Source organism: Serratia sp. BFP-2025 (assembly GCF_050880365.1).
GTDB classification, from domain to species: domain Bacteria; phylum Pseudomonadota; class Gammaproteobacteria; order Enterobacterales; family Enterobacteriaceae; genus Serratia; species Serratia surfactantfaciens.
Genome location: NZ_JBPAFV010000001.1, coordinates 2553451 through 2570523 on the forward strand (window position 1 = coordinate 2553451; position 17073 = coordinate 2570523).

The 17073-nt window shown below is 62.8% G+C and carries 16 protein-coding genes; 4 read left to right on the forward strand and 12 right to left on the reverse strand.

What is annotated here, in order from left to right:
* Positions 1-258: 258 nt before the first annotated feature.
* The 4 genes from galS to ACRAWE_RS12175 all read right to left on the reverse strand — a co-directional run bounded on the left by galS (position 259) and on the right by ACRAWE_RS12175 (position 4743).
* Positions 259-1296, reverse strand: a complete 1038-nt coding sequence (gene galS, locus ACRAWE_RS12160) for an HTH-type transcriptional regulator GalS (protein WP_019454420.1) — start codon at positions 1294-1296, stop codon at positions 259-261.
* Between the two features lie 127 nt (positions 1297-1423).
* Positions 1424-2596, reverse strand: coding sequence for a DUF418 domain-containing protein YeiB (yeiB, locus tag ACRAWE_RS12165; RefSeq protein ID WP_019454421.1), 1173 nt, complete (start codon positions 2594-2596; stop codon positions 1424-1426).
* A gap of 79 nt (positions 2597-2675) precedes the next feature.
* Positions 2676-3341, reverse strand: a complete 666-nt coding sequence (gene folE, locus ACRAWE_RS12170) for a GTP cyclohydrolase I FolE (RefSeq protein WP_004938969.1) — start codon at positions 3339-3341, stop codon at positions 2676-2678.
* Between the two features lie 244 nt (positions 3342-3585).
* Positions 3586-4743 (reverse strand): YbfB/YjiJ family MFS transporter, encoded by a 1158-nt coding sequence (locus ACRAWE_RS12175; protein ID WP_063919593.1) that lies wholly within the window; start codon positions 4741-4743, stop codon positions 3586-3588.
* 105 nt (positions 4744-4848) lie between these two features.
* Between ACRAWE_RS12175 and ptrR the strand changes: the two genes are divergently transcribed.
* From ptrR to fghA, 3 genes are read left to right on the forward strand one after another with little or no spacing between them, the layout of a single operon-like run.
* Positions 4849-5769, forward strand: a complete 921-nt coding sequence (ptrR, locus tag ACRAWE_RS12180) for a putrescine utilization regulator PtrR (protein WP_432525414.1) — start codon at positions 4849-4851, stop codon at positions 5767-5769.
* A 30-nt stretch (positions 5770-5799) separates the two neighbouring features.
* Complete coding sequence (locus tag ACRAWE_RS12185; RefSeq protein WP_063919057.1) at positions 5800-6924, forward strand: S-(hydroxymethyl)glutathione dehydrogenase/class III alcohol dehydrogenase; 1125 nt, start codon at positions 5800-5802, stop codon at positions 6922-6924.
* 14 nt (positions 6925-6938) lie between these two features.
* Entirely contained in the window at positions 6939-7781 is an 843-nt protein-coding gene (gene fghA / locus ACRAWE_RS12190) for an S-formylglutathione hydrolase (RefSeq protein WP_019454425.1), read from the forward strand.
* Between the two features lie 35 nt (positions 7782-7816).
* Here the strand turns inward: fghA and ACRAWE_RS12195 are convergent, their stop codons facing one another.
* From ACRAWE_RS12195 to ACRAWE_RS12230, 8 genes are all read right to left on the reverse strand, one after another.
* A complete protein-coding gene (locus ACRAWE_RS12195; protein WP_019454426.1) occupies positions 7817-8131 on the reverse strand; it encodes a CcdB family protein in 315 nt (104 codons plus the stop codon).
* Positions 8132-8133: 2 nt separating this feature from the next.
* On the reverse strand, positions 8134-8370 hold the full coding sequence (locus tag ACRAWE_RS12200; RefSeq protein ID WP_029988820.1) for a type II toxin-antitoxin system CcdA family antitoxin: 237 nt from the start codon (positions 8368-8370) through the stop codon (positions 8134-8136).
* 106 nt (positions 8371-8476) lie between these two features.
* A complete protein-coding gene (gsiD, locus tag ACRAWE_RS12205) occupies positions 8477-9385 on the reverse strand; it encodes a glutathione ABC transporter permease GsiD (RefSeq protein ID WP_177342835.1) in 909 nt (302 codons plus the stop codon).
* A gap of 9 nt (positions 9386-9394) precedes the next feature.
* Positions 9395-10315: a glutathione ABC transporter permease GsiC gene (gene gsiC, locus ACRAWE_RS12210; RefSeq protein WP_025302141.1), complete on the reverse strand. Its 921-nt coding sequence runs from the start codon at positions 10313-10315 to the stop codon at positions 9395-9397.
* Positions 10316-10367: 52 nt separating this feature from the next.
* A complete protein-coding gene (gene gsiB / locus ACRAWE_RS12215) occupies positions 10368-11903 on the reverse strand; it encodes a glutathione ABC transporter substrate-binding protein GsiB (protein ID WP_063919056.1) in 1536 nt (511 codons plus the stop codon).
* A 23-nt stretch (positions 11904-11926) separates the two neighbouring features.
* Positions 11927-13804 (reverse strand): dipeptide ABC transporter ATP-binding protein, encoded by a 1878-nt coding sequence (locus ACRAWE_RS12220; protein ID WP_432525415.1) that lies wholly within the window; start codon positions 13802-13804, stop codon positions 11927-11929.
* Between the two features lie 19 nt (positions 13805-13823).
* Positions 13824-14780 (reverse strand): isoaspartyl peptidase/L-asparaginase family protein, encoded by a 957-nt coding sequence (locus ACRAWE_RS12225; protein ID WP_063919054.1) that lies wholly within the window; start codon positions 14778-14780, stop codon positions 13824-13826.
* 358 nt (positions 14781-15138) lie between these two features.
* Positions 15139-15675: a DUF924 family protein gene (locus ACRAWE_RS12230; protein WP_432525585.1), complete on the reverse strand. Its 537-nt coding sequence runs from the start codon at positions 15673-15675 to the stop codon at positions 15139-15141.
* A gap of 157 nt (positions 15676-15832) precedes the next feature.
* On the opposite strand from ACRAWE_RS12230, the gene moeA reads away from it, so the two are divergent.
* A complete protein-coding gene (moeA, locus tag ACRAWE_RS12235) occupies positions 15833-17071 on the forward strand; it encodes a molybdopterin molybdotransferase MoeA (protein ID WP_309531037.1) in 1239 nt (412 codons plus the stop codon).
* The last annotated feature ends 2 nt before the right edge of the window (positions 17072-17073 follow it).

Below are 17073 nucleotides of genomic sequence, written 5' to 3' on the forward strand. Positions count from 1 at the left end.
TCTCCGGTTCTGTGTAGGGTATTACTCGTCTTTGAGCCAATGGTCACCGGCAGTGCGCACACCCCAGGCCAGGCGATTTCCACTCAACACCTGTCGTCCGTGGATCTTGTTATTTCCGAGAAATGCTGCGTCAGCGCGAGATAAAGGTTACAGCGGCAAGGGCCTTTGCGCCGGAAAACGCCTAGAGCATAGACGGCGTGATGTTAATAATCTGTGAATTTTCTCACAGATTGAAAACGGTTACACAAGACTAAATCGTCAGAGAGTGACCGTCGCCTCACTTTGCCAGGGAGCGACGGAATGGCGGCGCACCAGCGTCGGCATGAACAGATGCGCGGCCTGTGGCTCTGCCAGGCCAGCTGCGCCCTGCAATGCCAGCTCGGTCGCCAGCGTGGCCATCGAGACGATCGGGTAGCGCACCGTGGTAAGTTTGGGGCTGGTGTACCGCGCGATGGGGATGTCGTCGAAGCCGATCAGCGAGAAATGCGGCGGCACAGTGATACCGTTTTCTTTCAGTACCGCCATGGCACCGGCGGCCATGGCGTCGTTGTAGGCGAACACCGCGCTTAGCTGTAAGTTGCGCCCCAGCAGTTCCACCATCGCCGCCTCGCCACCCTGCAGATCCGGCGAACCGTAGGCGCGCCAGCTATCGGGCGTCGCCAGCCCGGCGGCGGCCATCGCCTGTGCGTAGCCCTGCTGACGCAGCGGCCCGTCCTCGATCGGGTGGTTGGAACCCAGATAGCCGATGCGCCGATGGCCCTGCGACAGCAACAGGCGCAGCGCCATCTCGGCGCCGCAGACGTTATCCAGCCCGACGCAGCGCGATTCATAGCCGGAAACGATGCGGTTGATCAGCACCATGCCCGGCACCTGCTCCAGAAAACCGATCAGCTCGGCATCGCTCAGGGCTTTGGCATGGACAATCAGGGCGTTACAACGCTGGCGGATCAGCACTTCGATCGCATGGCGCTCTTTGTCCGCCTGATGATAGCTGTTGCCGATCAGCAGATATTTGTGGTGTTTCTGCGCCACCGTGTCTACCGCTTTCACCAGCGCACCGAAGAACGGATCGGACACGTCCATCACTACCACGCCCAGGGTATCGCTGCTTTGGGTCGCCAACGCCTGTGCATTGGCGTTGGGGCGGTAGCCCAACTCCGCCACCGCCTGCAGCACCAGCTCGCGCGTCTCCTTGCTGGTCAACGCGCTATGATTGAGTACCCGGGAGACGGTCGCGACAGAGACCCCGGCGCGTTTCGCCACGTCGCGAATGGTGATCGGATGAACTGGAGGCATGCAGGATCCTGAAATCGGGGTAGTGGCCGGTGGCGCTATCCTACCCCGATTGGCCCGCTGTTCTGCGTGAATTACGTCACAGGAAAGAAAACGTTTACATACATTTTTTTAACCTGCCGGCGGGCGCTCACTTCGGCGCTTTGGTTTCCGCTTCGCCGGCGGCCATCTGCGTCAGCTTGCGCCACAGCCACTCCATCGGTCCCTGGGTGAAATAACGCAGCCACAGTGCGGAAAACGCCAGATTGATCAACCAGACCAGCGGTACAAACGCCAACAGCTGCAGCCGGTCGAACCGCTCATAGAGACCGAAGCGATAAAACAGCGTGGTGCAGATCAGCGTTTGCAACAGGTAGTTGCTCAGCGCCATGCGCCCCACCTGGCTCAGCCAGTGGGCGATGCGCAGGCGCGACAGCGCGGGCCAGAAGCCATAGCACAATGCCAGATAGCCCATCGCCTGCAGCGGCGCGCCCAGCTCGCGCGGCACCTGCAGCAGGAAACCGCTCCAGCGATAGTCCCAATGCACCTGCCATTGCAGCGCCACCGCCGGCAGTTGGATCAGCACCGAGAGCGGCAGCAGCCACGCCGCCTGCCGCAGATAATAGCCGGAGGAGTAGCTGCCGCGCAGCCAGCCGCTGCGCATCAGCCCGGCGCCGAACAGCATCAGCCCCGCCAGCTCCCAGCCATACTGCGCGCCGATGGCCAACAGGCTGGAAGAGAGCAGATCGGCGCGGCTGCGCCAGGCTTCGAAACCGCCCTGCAGCTTCCAGAACTTCTCGTACTGTAACTCCGCCACGCCAGGCAGCCAGAAGCCGCCCGGTTCGCCGTGCGAAACAAACCCGAGCAGCAGCAGTACCGCCACGCCGATCAGATACAGCACCACGCCGGTTTTCAGCAGTTGAAAGGTTTCTTTGGCATCGCGGATCAGGCGCCAGCACACCAGGCCGATCAGCCCGTAGGCCAGCAGAATGTCGCCGTCCCACAACAAGATCGCGTGCGCGAGGCCAAACAGCACCAGCCACGACAGCCGCGCGCGGATCCAGCTTTTGCCTCGTCGCAACAGCATTTGCAGCCCGGCGCCGAACAGCAGCGCGAACATCGCCAGGAATTTGGCCTGGGCGAAGAGATCGAGCAGCGCCCAGGTCCAGGCGTCGCGTGATGACGGCATACCCAGATAAGCCGGGTTGAGGTAGGCGGCCTTCGGCAAACCGAAGGCGCTGATGTTCAGCAATAAAATGCCGAGGATGGCGATGCCGCGCACGCAGTCCAGCGTGGCGATGCGCGGCAGAGGATGACTGTTCATTTTTTATCGCTGTCTTCCGCTCATGAAAAAGGCGCCCGCAGGCGCCTGTTGTCGTCTTGCGGGTCGCCCCGCAACGCCATCACCCCTGGTGATGACGCACCGCGCGCAGGAACTCCTGGCGGGTGTTCTGGCTGGACTTGAACAGCCCCCCCAACGAGGTGGTGGTGGTGGCGCTGGTCGCGTCGCGGATGCCGCGCGCCTTGACACAATAATGGACCGCATCGATCGATACCGCCACGTTATTGGTGCCGAGCAGGGTTTGCAGCGCCACCAGGATCTGCTGGGTCAGGCGCTCTTGCACCTGCGGACGCTGGGAGAAGAACTGCACGATGCGGTTGATCTTCGACAGACCGATCACCGAGTCTTTCGGGATATAGGCCACGGTGGCCTTGCCGTCGATGGTCACGAAGTGGTGTTCACAGGTGCTGGTCAGCGTGATGTCGCGCACCGTCACCATCTCATCCACCTTCATCTTGTTTTCGATGACGGTGATTTTCGGGAAGTTGGCGTAGTCCAGGCCGGAGAAGATCTCGTCGACATACATTTTGGCGATGCGATGCGGCGTTTCCGCCAGGCTATCGTCGGACAGATCGAGATTCAGCAGCTGCATGATTTCGGTCATGTGCTCTTTGATGCGGCGTTTGCGCGTTTCGCGATCCAGCACTTCCCCGCGCAGCGGGGTCTCCAGACCACGCTCTTCCAGCGCCGCATGCACCAGCGCGGCTTCTTTACTTAATGATGTCATGTACTTGTTCTCCTGCGGACGGAACCCGCCGGCGGCCAGGCATGGCGTGCGGCCGACGGATTGCTTGCTCTCGTGACGGCAGAGTTTTCGTGATGGATAACGTGAACCCGGTCAAGATTTTGCCCCCACTGTAGATGAGAGCGCGGCGATTATCCAGTGATTGTGCGTCATCCGCAGGTGAAATATTCGCATTTAGCACAATCAGGCCGGCTGCGGGATTCCACGTTTTTTGTATGGATTTTAATCACCGCGGCGCCGCTTTTTGCACCAATCGCCGCGCTGGCGTATTGACCACCAATACGCCGGCCGCCAACAGCGCCGCCACCGCCACGTACAACGCCGGCTCCAGCCGATGGGTCAAAGCGGTCGACAGCGCCGACAGCATCGGCCCTACCAGCTGGCCGATCGCATAGCCGGTAGTCAGCAACCCGGCCATGTAGCGCGCATGGCGCGGCGCCAGCTCCCGGCCGTGCTGAAGAGCGAGCTGCACCACGCAGAGAAAACCGCCGCCGGTCAACAACGCCCCGAGCGCCAGACCGGCCACGCCCGGCACCACTTCGGCGCTCAGCACGCCCAGCGCCTGCACCCACAGCGTGATCGCCAATCGGGTCTGGGTGGTCAGGCGGTGGCGGGTCAGAATACCGATGACGATCCCCAGCACCGCCGCGCCGCCGAATACCGGCCAGACGAACTGCGCGAACAGGCTGCCGGGAAAACGCGCCGCCGCCATCTGCGACAAGAACGTCGCCGGCAGGATGTAGCCGAAGCCGGCCAGGCTGTAACTCCACACCAAACGTTTGAGCGCCGGCGTCAACAGCAGCGGCTCCAGGGCTGCGTTCGGGCGGTGCAACTCGCCGGCCCGCGGCAGATAGGCGCTAATCGCTCCTATCAATACCAGCGCCAGCACGCCATACGCCAGCCAGGCCTGTGCCGCCGTCAGCCCCAGCGTGTTGATGCCCACCGCCAGCATGCCGCTGAGGAAGATACCGGCGCCCGGCCCGGCGAACACCGCCGCGCTCAGCGCCGGCCTACCGTAGTGCGCCAACCGCTCGTTGGTCCAGGCCGCCACCAGTACCATCGCCCAGCCGCTGGCCCAACCGATGACGAAGCGCAGCGCACCGTGCGTCCACGCATCCTGCGCCAGCGCCGACAGCAGCGTCAGCACTACCGCGCCCCACACGCCGAGCCACAGGCGCCGTTCGACGTGGCGCGTGGCGCGCATCGCATCATAGGCGCCGCACAGGTAGCCCAAATAGTTGATCGCCGCCACCAGCCCGGCGCCGGTCAGGCTGAACTGGTGTTCAGCGATCATCAGCGGCACCTGAGGGGTGAAAGCGAAGCGGCCGATGCCCATCGCGACGATCAGCGCGACAAAACCACTCAAGGCAATGCGTAAAGCCATATCGATATCCAAAAGGTTAAAAGAAGGTTGCCAGTATCATGCCGCAGTATTAAACTCACAAAAACTGAATAATAGTTATCAAGTTCATCACGAAAAGAGAATGAAATGGATCTGACCCAGCTTCGCATGTTCTGCTGCGTGGCGGAAACCGGCTCGGTCGCCCGCGCCGCCGAGCAGCTGCACCGCGTGCCGTCGAATCTGACCACCCGGCTGCGCCAGCTCGAGCAGGAGCTCGGCGCCGATCTGTTTATCCGAGAAAAGCAGCGTCTGCGCCTGTCGCCGATGGGCCATAACTTTCTGTGTTACGCCAACCGGATTCTGGCGCTGAGCGACGAGGCGATGAGCATCACCCACGCCGGCGAACCGGCGGGCAACTTCGCCCTCGGTTCGATGGAAAGCACCGCCGCCACCCGCCTGCCCTCGCTGTTGGCGGCTTACCACCAGCGCTTCTCGCAGGTTTCACTGTCGCTGACCACCGGCACCTCCGGCGAAATCGCCGATCGGGTGCGCGCCGGCACGTTGGCGGCCGCCCTGGTCGACGGCCCGGTGCCTTATGACGAGTTGAACGGCTGTATCGCCTATCCTGAACATATGGTGGTGATCTCCTGTCTCGATCATGCGCCGATCCACAGCGCCAAAGACGCCAATGGCGAAACGCTGTTCGCCTTTCGCGCCAGCTGCTCCTACCGCCTGCGGCTGGAAGCCTGGTTCAAAAACGAAGGGGCGCGGCCGGGGCAGGTCATGGAGATCCAGTCCTATCACGCGATGCTGGCCTGCGTCGCCAGCGGCGCCGGGTTGGCGATGATCCCGCACTCGGTGCTCAGCCTGCTGCCGGGCCATGAGCGGGTGCGGGTTCACGCCCTCCCGCCGGAAGTGGCCGACACCGCCACCTGGCTGCTGTGGCGCCGCGACGCGTTCGGGCCGAACGTGCGCGCGCTGAAAGAATTGATTATTGAACAGACGGAAACCGCCGCTGTTGATGAAAGCACCCCCAACGATTTATCAGACGTTAGCGATATCGCCTGATTTAAAAAGAAAACCACTGAGGAGACTATGATGGAGATGATCAAAACCCGCGCCGCCGTTGCCTGGGGTCCGAACCAGCCGCTGAAGATTGAGGAAGTCGATCTGATGCCACCGCAAAAAGGCGAAGTGTTGGTGCGGATCGTCGCTACCGGCGTCTGCCATACCGACGCCTACACCCTGTCCGGCAAAGATCCGGAGGGCGTGTTCCCGGCGATCCTCGGCCATGAGGGCGGCGGCGTGGTGGAAGCGGTCGGTGAAGGCGTCACCAGCGTGGCGGTCGGCGACCACGTGATCCCGCTCTACACCCCGGAATGCGGCGAGTGCAAATTCTGTAAATCCGGCAAGACCAACCTGTGCCAGGCGATCCGCGCCACTCAGGGTAAAGGGCTGATGCCGGACGGCACCACCCGCTTCTTCAAGGACGGCAAGCCGATCTTCCACTACATGGGCACGTCCACCTTCTCTGAGTACACCGTGGTGCCGGAAATCTCACTGGCGAAAATCAACAAGGAAGCGCCGCTGGAAGAAGTGTGCCTGCTGGGCTGCGGCGTGACCACCGGCATGGGCGCGGTGATCAACACCGCCAAGGTGCAGCCGGGCGATACCGTGGCGATCTTCGGCCTGGGCGGTATCGGCCTGTCGGCGATCATCGGCGCGCAAATGGCCGGCGCAGGCCGCATCATCGGCATCGATCTCAACACCAGCAAATTCGATCTGGCGCGAAAACTGGGCGCCACCGATCTGATCAACCCGAAAGATTACGACAAGCCGATTCAGGACGTGATCGTCGAGCTGACCGACGGCGGGGTCGATTTCTCCTTCGAGTGCATCGGCAACGTTAACGTGATGCGCTCCGCGCTGGAATGCTGCCACAAGGGCTGGGGCGAGTCGGTGATCATCGGCGTCGCAGGCGCCGGTGAAGAGATCGCCACCCGTCCGTTCCAGCTGGTGACCGGCCGCGTCTGGCGCGGTTCGGCGTTCGGCGGCGTCAAGGGCCGTTCGCAGCTGCCGGGCATCGTCGAGCGTTATCTGAACGGCGAGTTCGCGCTGAACGACTTTATCACCCACACCATGGGGCTGGAGCAGATCAACGAAGCGTTCGATTTGATGCACGAAGGCAAATCGATCCGCACCGTTATCCACTTCGACCAATAAGCCAGGAGGCAGAGATGACGTTGTCATTGGAACTTCTCGAAGAGCACCGCATGTTCGGCGGCTGGCAACAGCGTTATCGCCACGCGGCGCAGAGCCTGAATTGCAACATGACATTCAGCATCTACCTGCCGCCGCCGCGCGATGATAACCCGCCGCCGGTGCTGTACTGGCTGTCGGGGCTGACCTGCAACGACGAGAACTTCACGTTGAAAGCCGGCGCGCAACGCATCGCCGCCGAGCTGGGTCTGGTGCTGGTGATGCCGGACACCAGCCCGCGCGGCGACGAAGTGCCGAACGACGAAGGCTACGATCTGGGCCAGGGCGCCGGGTTCTACCTGAACGCCACCCAGGCGCCGTGGGATCGTCACTTCCGCATGTACGATTACGTCAGCGCCGAACTGCCGGCGCTGATCGCACAGCACTTCAGCGTCAGCGATCGTCAATCGATCTTCGGTCACTCGATGGGGGGCCACGGCGCGCTGATGATGGCGTTTCGCAATCCGCAGCGCTTCCGCTCGGTGTCGGCGTTCGCGCCGATCGTCAACCCGTGCCAGGTGCCGTGGGGCCGCAAGGCCTTCACCGCCTATCTGGGCAGCGACGAAAGCCAATGGCTGCAGTACGACAGCTGCCATCTGCTGGCCAGCGGCGCGGAGAAAATGCCGGTGCTTATCGACCAGGGCGACGACGACCAGTTCCTGGCCGATCAGCTGCAGCCGGCGCGGTTGGCCGAACTGGCGCGTCAGCGCGACTGGCCGCTGACGCTGCGCATTCAGCCGGGGTACGATCACAGCTACTTCACCATCGCCACCTTCGTGGAAGATCACCTGCGCTTCCACGCCGAGCACCTGTTCCGCTGATAAAAAATCCGGGCGGTTAAACCGCCCGGATTTCTTCAAATACCGTCAAGAAGAAAGTCGATGGCGGCTTTTATCCTGGTCCGATACTGGGAAACATCACAAAACTCGGCCCCCAAAGCCCGAACCGGGATGCTGGCCATTTCATATGTCATCACGGCGTACTCGTTGTCATCAATCAATCTGATCAACGGGATCAAGCGCTCCGGTCGTGTACTCCCCGGGTATTTTTCAACGGGCAACAAAGGGATCACAACCCGACGATTTAATTGCCCAATGATATCGCTCGTCACATCAAGCAGCAGGGGATAAACCGCGCTGTTCCCCCTATTCGCATACACCGTAAATTGCATCGCTAAAACGTCCTGTATTCGTCGCTAAAGCAACCATGCTCATCATTAAATCGGTTAAGCGCTTCAAGCGCCTCTCGGTTTTCTTCCTGCCATTTTATCCTCTCATGCTGACGCAACTCAGCATCTAAAGCAGCAGTTAGCGTCGCACTGAGATTAATCCCCGCCTCACGCGCACGGCTCAACAAACTGCGTTCCAGCGTCATGGTCACACTTTGCGTCGTTCGTTGTTTTACTGGCATCGGCACCTCTCTCACTCATTTTCGTGCAAACAACACGGTTTATTGAACGATAGTAGCATTGAGACGACATTTGAGCCCGTTCAAATATGCGCCATACGTTAAAGCATCATCCCTTCAGCTTCGGATCGAGCGCGTCGCGCAATCCGTCGCCCAACAGGTTGAACGCCAGCACGGTGATGAATATCGCCAGACTGGGGAAGATCGCCACGTGCGGCGCGATCACCATATCGGCGCGCGCCTCGTTGAGCATCGCCCCCCACTCCGGCGTCGGCGGCTGGGCGCCCAGACCCAGAAACGACAGGCTGGCGGCGGTGATGATCGAGGTGCCGATGCGCAGGGTGAAATAGACTACGATCGACGACAACGTACCCGGCAGAATGTGCCGCAGGATGATGGTCCAGTCCGAGGCGCCGATGCTGCGCGCCGACTCGATATAGGTCAGGTGCTTCAGCACCAGCGTGTTGCCGCGCACCAGGCGAGCAAAGGCCGGAATGCTGAAGATCGCCACCGCGACGATCACGTTGGCCATGCCGCTGCCCATGATCGCCACCACGCCGATCGCCAGCAGAATGCCGGGAAACGCGAACAGCACGTCGCAGACGCGCATCGTGAGGCGATCCCACCAGCCCTCATAGTAGCCGGCCAGCAGCCCCAGCAAGGTGCCGATCGCCCCGCCCGCCAGCACTGAGAACACCCCGGCCGCCAGCGAAATGCGCGTGCCCATGAGGATGCGGCTGAAGATATCGCGCCCGAGGGAATCGACACCCAGCCAGTGCATCAGCGAAGGCCCTTCGTTCAGCCGGTCGTAATCGAAATAGTTTTCCGCATCGAACGGTGCCAGATAAGGCGCCAGCAGCGCCGCCGCGATCAGCAGCAGCACTAACAGACCGGCGACCAGCGCCGCCCGCTGGCGGCGAAAACGCCGCCAAAACTCGCCCCACGGCGTGCGCACCGCGTTGGGGTCGATAAGCGGCATCGCCTTCAGTGCAACGTTGCGCCGCCAATGCTTAATCATGCCGCGTCCTCATTGGTAACGAATCGCCGGGTTGATCGCCGCGTACAGCATATCCACCAGCAGGTTGATCAGGATGAACTCCAGCGAGAACAGCAGCACCTCAGCCTGGATCACTGGGTAATCGCGCATCTCCACCGAGTCCACCAGCAACCGCCCCAGCCCCGGCCAGTTGAATACCTTCTCCACCACGATCGAACCGCCGAGCAGGAAGCCGAACTGTAGCCCCATCATGGTCACCACCGGGATCATCGCGTTACGCAGGCCGTGTTTCATCACCACCACGCTTTCCCGCACGCCCTTGGCGCGCGCGGTGCGCATGTAGTCCTCCTGCAGCACCTCGACGAACGAAGCGCGGGTGAAGCGCGCCATCACCGCCGCCACCGCCGCCCCCAGGGTTATCGAAGGCAGAATGTAGTGCCGCCAGCTGTCGGCGCCCACCGTCGGCAGCCAGCCCAGCTCGACCGAGAACACCTGCATCAGCAGCATGCCGAGAGCAAAGGCCGGGAACGAGATCCCCGACACCGCCAGCGTCATGCCGAGACGATCCGGCCAGCGGTTGCGCCACACCGCAGACACCACGCCGATCGCCAGACCGAACGCCACCGCCCACAGCATGCTGGCCACGGTCAGCCAGAAGGTCGGCATAAAGCGCGAAGCGATCTCTTCGCTCACCGGCCGTTTGGACACCATCGAGATGCCGAAGTCGCCCCGCAGCGCGTTGACGAAGAAGTGCGCGAACTGCTGCGGCAGCGGCTTATCCAGCCCCAGATCCTTGCGCACCAGTTGCACCACCGCCTCGTCGGCCTCCGGCCCCGCCGCCAGCCGCGCCGGATCGCCCGGCAACAGATGGACGAACAGAAACACCAGCACTGCCACGATCAGCAGCGTCGGGATCAGACCCAGCAGTCGTTTCAGAAAATAATTGAGCATCTCATTCCTTCCCCCGCCCGCAGCCGCGTGGCCACGGGCGGGGATGGGCGCCTTATTTCAGATCGGCGTTATCAAAGTTGAACGAGGTATCCGGCATCACGTAGAAGCCGCTCAGCTGCTTGCTGTTGGCCGACAACAGACGTTCGGTCGCCAGGAAGATCCAGGGCGCGTCGGCCCAGATGCGATCCTGCGCGTCTTGGTACAGTTTCTGTTTCTCGGCGCGATCGGTGGTCGCCAGCGCATCGGTCAGATCCTTGTCCACCTGCGGGTTGCTGTAGAACGCGGTGTTGAACTGCTTCGGCGGTGCCGCCTGAGTGGAGAACAGCGGCGACAGCGCCCAGTCGGCCTCCCCGGTCGAGGCCGACCAGCCGGTATAGAACATCCGCACGCCGGTGTCTTTCACCCCGACGCTTTCCACCTGCGCCGCGCGCTGCCCGGCGTCCATCGCCGTCACCGTCACTTTCACCCCGACCTGCGCCAGCTGCTGCTGAGTGAACTGCAGCACCTTCTGCGCGGTGCTGTGGTTGTGGGACGACCACAGCGTGGTGGTGAAACCGTTCGGATAGCCGGCCTCTTTGAGCAGCTCGCGCGCCTTGGCCGGATCGTACGGCCACGGCTTATAGCGGGCGGCGAAGTCGATCGCCGGCGGCACCGGCCCTTCCGCCGGCACCGCGTAGCCGGCGAACGCTACCTTGATCAGCGCGTCCTTATTGATGGCATAGTTCAGCGCCTGACGTACCTTCGGATTATCGAACGGCTTTTGGGTGACGTTCATGCTGATGTAACGTTGCAGGATCGACGGCGCGGCCACCACGTCCAGCTTGGCGTTGCCCTCCAGCACCTTGGCCTGCTCGTAAGGGATCGGGAAGGCGAAGGTCGCCTCGCCGGTCTGCAGCATCGCCGCGCGGGTGTTGTTATCCACCACCGGGCGCCAGGTGATGCTGTCGAGCTTCGGCAGCCCCGGCTGCCAGTAGCCATCGAACTTCTTCACCTTGACGAAATCGGTCTGGTTCCAGGTCTCGAACTGGTACGGCCCGGTGCCGACCGGGTGGAAACCGATCTCCTTGCCGTATTGCTTCAGCGCCGCCGGCGAGATGATCGCCGCCGCCGGGTGCGCCAGATTGTTGACGAACGCCGAGAACGGCGCCTTCAGCACGATTTTCACCGTATTGGCGTCCACCACCTCGGTTTTGTCGATCATCTTGAACAGGTTGTAGCGCTTGAGGTGGCTGTCCGGGTTGCTGGCGCGGTCGAGGTTAACCTTCACCGCCTCGGCGTTGAACGCGGTGCCGTCGTGGAATTTAATGCCCTGGCGCAGTTTAACGGTGTAGGTCAGGCCGTCTTTGCTGACCTCATAGCTGTCCGCCAGCACGTTCACCAGCTTCATGTCCTTGTCGAAGCCGAACAGCCCCTGATAGAAAGACTTGGCTACCGCCTGCGACAGCGTGTCGTTGGCGTCGTAAGGATCAAGGGTGGTGAAGTTGGACGCCACGGCGATCACCGCGTCCTTGGCCGCCCAGACCGGGCCGGTTCCCGCCGCCAGCAGTACGGCGGCCAACAGCGCATTGCGTTTGAATGTGTGCTTCATGTCGCTTGTCTCTCCTGAGGTCTTTAAAAAGCACCGGCGATCGGGTGGCGGGCGACAAAGTGCCCGGCGCCAACCTGCACCAGCGGTGCGGTAACGGGTTCATCACCCAGCGCGCGTACCGGGCTGGGGATCTCATCGACCGGCAACGGCTGCCGTTTGTGGGCGTGAGCGGGATCGGCCACCGGCACCGCCGCCATCAGCTTGCGGGTGTAGGGATGCTGCGGGTTGTCAAACACCGCCTGCCGCGGGCCGATCTCGACAATTTGCCCGAGGTACATCACCGCCACCCGGTGGCTGATGCGCTCCACCACCGCCATGTCGTGTGAAATGAACAGAAAAGCGATGCCGAACTCGCGCTGCAGATCGAGCAACAGATTGACGATTTGCGCCTGAATCGACACGTCCAGCGCCGAGACCGCCTCGTCGGCGATCACCACTTTCGGGTTCAGCGCCAACGCGCGTGCGATGCAAATGCGCTGGCGTTGGCCACCGGAAAACTCGTGCGGGTAGCGGCGCGCATGCTCCGGCAGCAGGCCGACGCGTTCCAGCAGCCAGGCCACCCGCCGCTCCGCCTCCCGGCCGCGCATCACGTTGTGCACCAGCAGCGGCTCCATGATGGAGAAACCGACCGTCAGGCGCGGATCGAGCGAGGCGTAGGGATCCTGAAAGATGAACTGAATATCGCGCCGCAGGTGCTGCAGCGCCGGCCCCTTCAACTGATCGATTCGCCGCCCGGCGAAGGTGATGGTGCCGCTCTGGCTGTCCACCAGCTTCAGCAAAGAGCGCCCGGTGGTGGACTTGCCGCAGCCGGACTCGCCCACCAGTCCCAGCGTCTCGCCGGGGTAAAGATCGAAACTGACGTTTTCCACCGCGTGTACCCGGCGAGTAACCCGATTGAACAACCCGCCGCGCAGATCAAAACGCGTGACCAGATGCTCCACCTGCAGGATCGGCGCGGCGCTCGGCGGCACGGTATCCTGCGGCGCTTCATCGCCCTCGTCACCCGGCAGCGGAAACTTCGCTGGCAGCGGGCGATCGGCCATCGCCCCCAGCTTCGGCACCGCCGCCAGCAGCGCCCGCGTGTAGTCCTGCTGCGGCGCGGCGAACAGCTCACGCACCCGATTTTGCTCCACCTGCTCACCGCGGCGCATCACCAGCACCCGGTCGGCGATCTCGGCCACCACGCCCATATCGTGAGTAATGAAGATCACCCCCATCTGCATCTCCCGTTGCAGCACGCGGATCAGCTGCAGGATCTGCGCCTGAATGGTGACGTCGAGGGCGGTGGTGGGTTCATCGGCGATCAGCAGCGCCGGCTTGCAGGAGAGCGCCATGGCGATCATCACCCGCTGGCGCATGCCGCCGGAAAGCTGGTGCGGGTAGCGCCCCAGCACCTCTTTGGCCTCCGGAATACGCACCAGATCGAGCATGCGCAGCGCCTCCTGGCGCGCGCTGCGGTGATCCATCCCCTGATGCAGGCGCAGCGATTCAGCGATCTGCTCGCCGACCGGAAACACCGGGTTGAGCGAGGTCATCGGCTCCTGGAAGATCATCGCCATGTCAGCGCCGCGCACCCTGCGCAGCGTGCTCTGCGAGGCGCGCGCCAGATCGAGCAGCGCGCCGTCACGGCGGCGCAGCGTCATGGCGCCGCTGACGATGCGCCCGCCGCCCTGCTCCACCAACCGCATCAGCCCCAGCGAAGTGACCGATTTGCCGGAGCCGGACTCACCGACGATCGCCAGCGTCTCGCCGCGATCGAGATCGAATGACAGGTTGCGCACCGCTTCCACGGCGCCTTCCGATTGAGGAAAACTGATGCTCAGATCGCGCACCGACAGCACACGCTGCGGCGGCAATGACAGCCCGCCGCCGCCGGCGGGCTGGAATGAAACGTCGGTCATGCACCCTCCCGGTGAACGATTAGCGATAAATCCCGACGGACGGCGCATCGCCGACATAGCCAAAACCGCGGTACATCCCCTCGCTGTTGAACGGCAGCGCGATATTGCCGTGGCGATCGACGGCGATCATGCCGCCGCTGCCGCCGAGCGCCGGCAGTTTCTCCATCACCACCCGATCGCTGGCCTCTTGCAAACTGAGGCCGGCGTATTCGATCAGGGCGGAGACGTCATAGGCCGCCACGCCGCGCATGAAGATTTCGCCGGTGCCGGTGCTGGAAACCGCCACCGTGGCATTGTTGGCATAACAGCCGGCGCCGATGATCGGCGTGTCGCCCACTCGGCCGGCCTGTTTGTTGGTCATGCCGCCGGTGGAGGTGGCGGCGGCGAGGTTGCCCAGCGCATCCAGCGCCACTGCGCCGACCGTGCCGAATTTGCGATCGGGATCGAGCGGATCGCCGGCCTGCGCCGCGCCGTCGTGATCGAGCCATACCCGGCCCTGCTCCGCCTGGGCGCGGTGCAGCTGATCAAAGCGTTCCTGAGTGAAGAAGAAATCGGGGGGGACCATTTCTAGGCCGTGGGCGGCAGCGAACTTCTCGGCGCCTTCGGCGGCAAACAGCACGTGTTCGCTGTTTTCCAGCACCGCGCGCGCCGCCAGCACCGGGTTGCGAATGCGGCCGACGCCGGCGACGGCGCCAGCATCGCAGGTGCGGCCGTCCATCACGCAGGCATCCAGCTCGTGGGTGCCCTGATGGGTAAACACCGACCCTTTGCCGGCGTTGAACAGCGGGCATTCCTCCAGCAGCCGCACCGCTTCGGTCACCGCGTCCAGCGCGCTGCCGCCCTGCGCCAATATCGCCTGCCCGGCGGCCACGATCTCGGACAGCGCCTGAATATACTGCCGTTCCTTTTCCGCACTCAGCGCCGCCCGGGTAATTGCGCCCGCGCCGCCATGAATGGCAATCACTGGTTTGCTCATTTGCCTGACACCCTGTGTTAATCCCGCCGTTGCACAGCGAAAAAGCTGAGCGCGGTATCATTATTATTCAGTCTTTTTCGACTCTATTTGGTCCGACAGTGGAAGTACAGCATAACGTCCACGCCCCGCTTTTAGCGTAGCGCGCTTAGACCGTTTCGCACCTTGAAATAGCTTATTGGAATAAAAACAGCGAGTTATGAAAATCGAAAAACCGCTGACAGCGCGGTTGGGATTAATGGTAATCCCGCATGTGGAAATAGGGGCGTAGCGTAATGAAATAAACGTTCGCGCTGAATAATCATTATTTCGACGCCCGGCCTGCTATTTTTTCCCCGGCCGGGCGCAGATGATCCGACGATTAAAAACCCGAGCCTGGCTGCTGCAAAAAGGCCTCTTCTTCCGGCGTGCTGGTGCGCCCCAATATCGCGTTGCGATGCGGGTAGCGGCCGAAACGATCGATGATCGCCTTATGCCGCAGCTCGAACTCCAACTGGTCGCCGTTATTGAGCTCGGTATATAACCCCAGCGCCTGTTGGTGAATCAGCGGCGATTCCGAATGCATGAACGGCAGATAAAGGAAGCCGCGCTGCTCGCGGCTCAGCCGTTCGCACTCGCCGCTGCGGATCGCCTCCTGCGCCAGAATCAACGCCATGCCGTCGCAGGCGAACGACTGCGGCGTGCCGCGGAACAGGTTGCGGCTGAACTGATCGAGCACGATCACCTCCGCCAAGCGTCCCTCGATGGTGTCGCGCCAGTGCGCCAGCTCCCCCGCCGCCGCCGCCCGCCAGATCTCGCCGAAACGGCTGTGCAGCAGACGATCGAAGTCGTCGTCCTTTTTGAACCACATGATGGGTTCTATCTCGTCGAACCAGAACTCGATAACCTGTTTATGCATCATGATTCTCCTCTGTTTTCCCCAGTTTATACCCGAACGCCCTCACGACGCAGTGCGAAAGATGGCGGGCATAATCCGTTCTCCCCCCCGGCGTTCTCTGCCATAATAGCCGCACTTTGTCGCTCTTTGAGCGCACCCTGATTACGGAGTTCCTCTTATGGATCATTGCCATACTTCCGATCTCATTTCCCTGGAGCAAGCGCTGGAAAAAATGCTCGGGCAGATCGCCCCGCTGCAGCAAACCGAATCCGTCGCCCTGACCGCCGCCGCCGGCCGCATCACCGCCGCGCCGGTAGTCTCGCCGCTCGACGTGCCGCCGTTCGCCAACTCGGCGATGGACGGCTATGCGGTGCGCCTTGCCGATTTACAGGCTGGCGTGCCGCTGCCGGTCGCCGGTAAGGCCTTCGCCGGTGCGCCGTTCAACGGCGAGTGGCCAGCCAACAGCTGCGTGCGCATCATGACCGGGGCGCCGATCCCGGCCGGCGCGGAGGCGGTAGTCATGCAGGAACAGGCCGAAGTGAGCGACCAGGGCGTGCGTTTTAGTACACCGGCAGAAGCCGGCCAGAATATCCGTCTGGCGGGCGAAGACATTCGCCGGGGCGCGAGCGTGTTGCCGGCCGGCGTGAAGCTGGGCGCCGCGCAGCTGCCGCTGTTGGCTTCGCTCGGGGTCGCTGAAGTGCAGGTGATGCGTAAGCTGAAGGTTGCGGTGTTCTCCACCGGCGACGAGCTGCAGCCGGTCGGCCAGCCGCTGCAGGCGGGCCAGATCTACGACACCAACCGCTTCGCGGTGCGCCTGATGCTGGAACAGCTGGGCTGTGAAGTGCTCGATCTCGGCATTATTCGCGACGATCGCGACGCGCTGCGCGCCGCCTTTACACAGGCGGACAGCCAGGCCGACGTGGTGATCAGCAGCGGCGGCGTCTCGGTCGGCGAAGCCGACTACACCAAACAGATGCTCGACGAACTGGGCCAGGTCAGCTTCTGGAAGCTGGCGATCAAACCCGGCAAACCGTTCGCCTTCGGCAAACTGGGCCACGCCTGGTTCTGCGGCCTGCCGGGCAACCCGGTTTCCGCCGCCCTGACCTTCTACCAGCTGGTGCAACCGCTGCTGGCGAAGCTGGCCGGCCACAGCGACTGGCGCCTGCCGCCGCGCCTGCGCGCGCGGGCACTGACACCGCTGAAGAAATCGCCGGGCCGCCTCGACTTCCAGCGCGGGGTGTTCAGCAGCAACGCCGCGGGCGAACTGGAGGTGAGCACCACCGGCCACCAGGGTTCGCACGTGTTCAGCTCCTACAGCCAGGGCAACTGTTTCATCGTGCTGGAGCGCGAACGCGGTTCGGTGGCGGCGGGTGAAATGGTGGAGATCGAGCCGTTCAACGCCCTGCTGAGGAGCTGAAC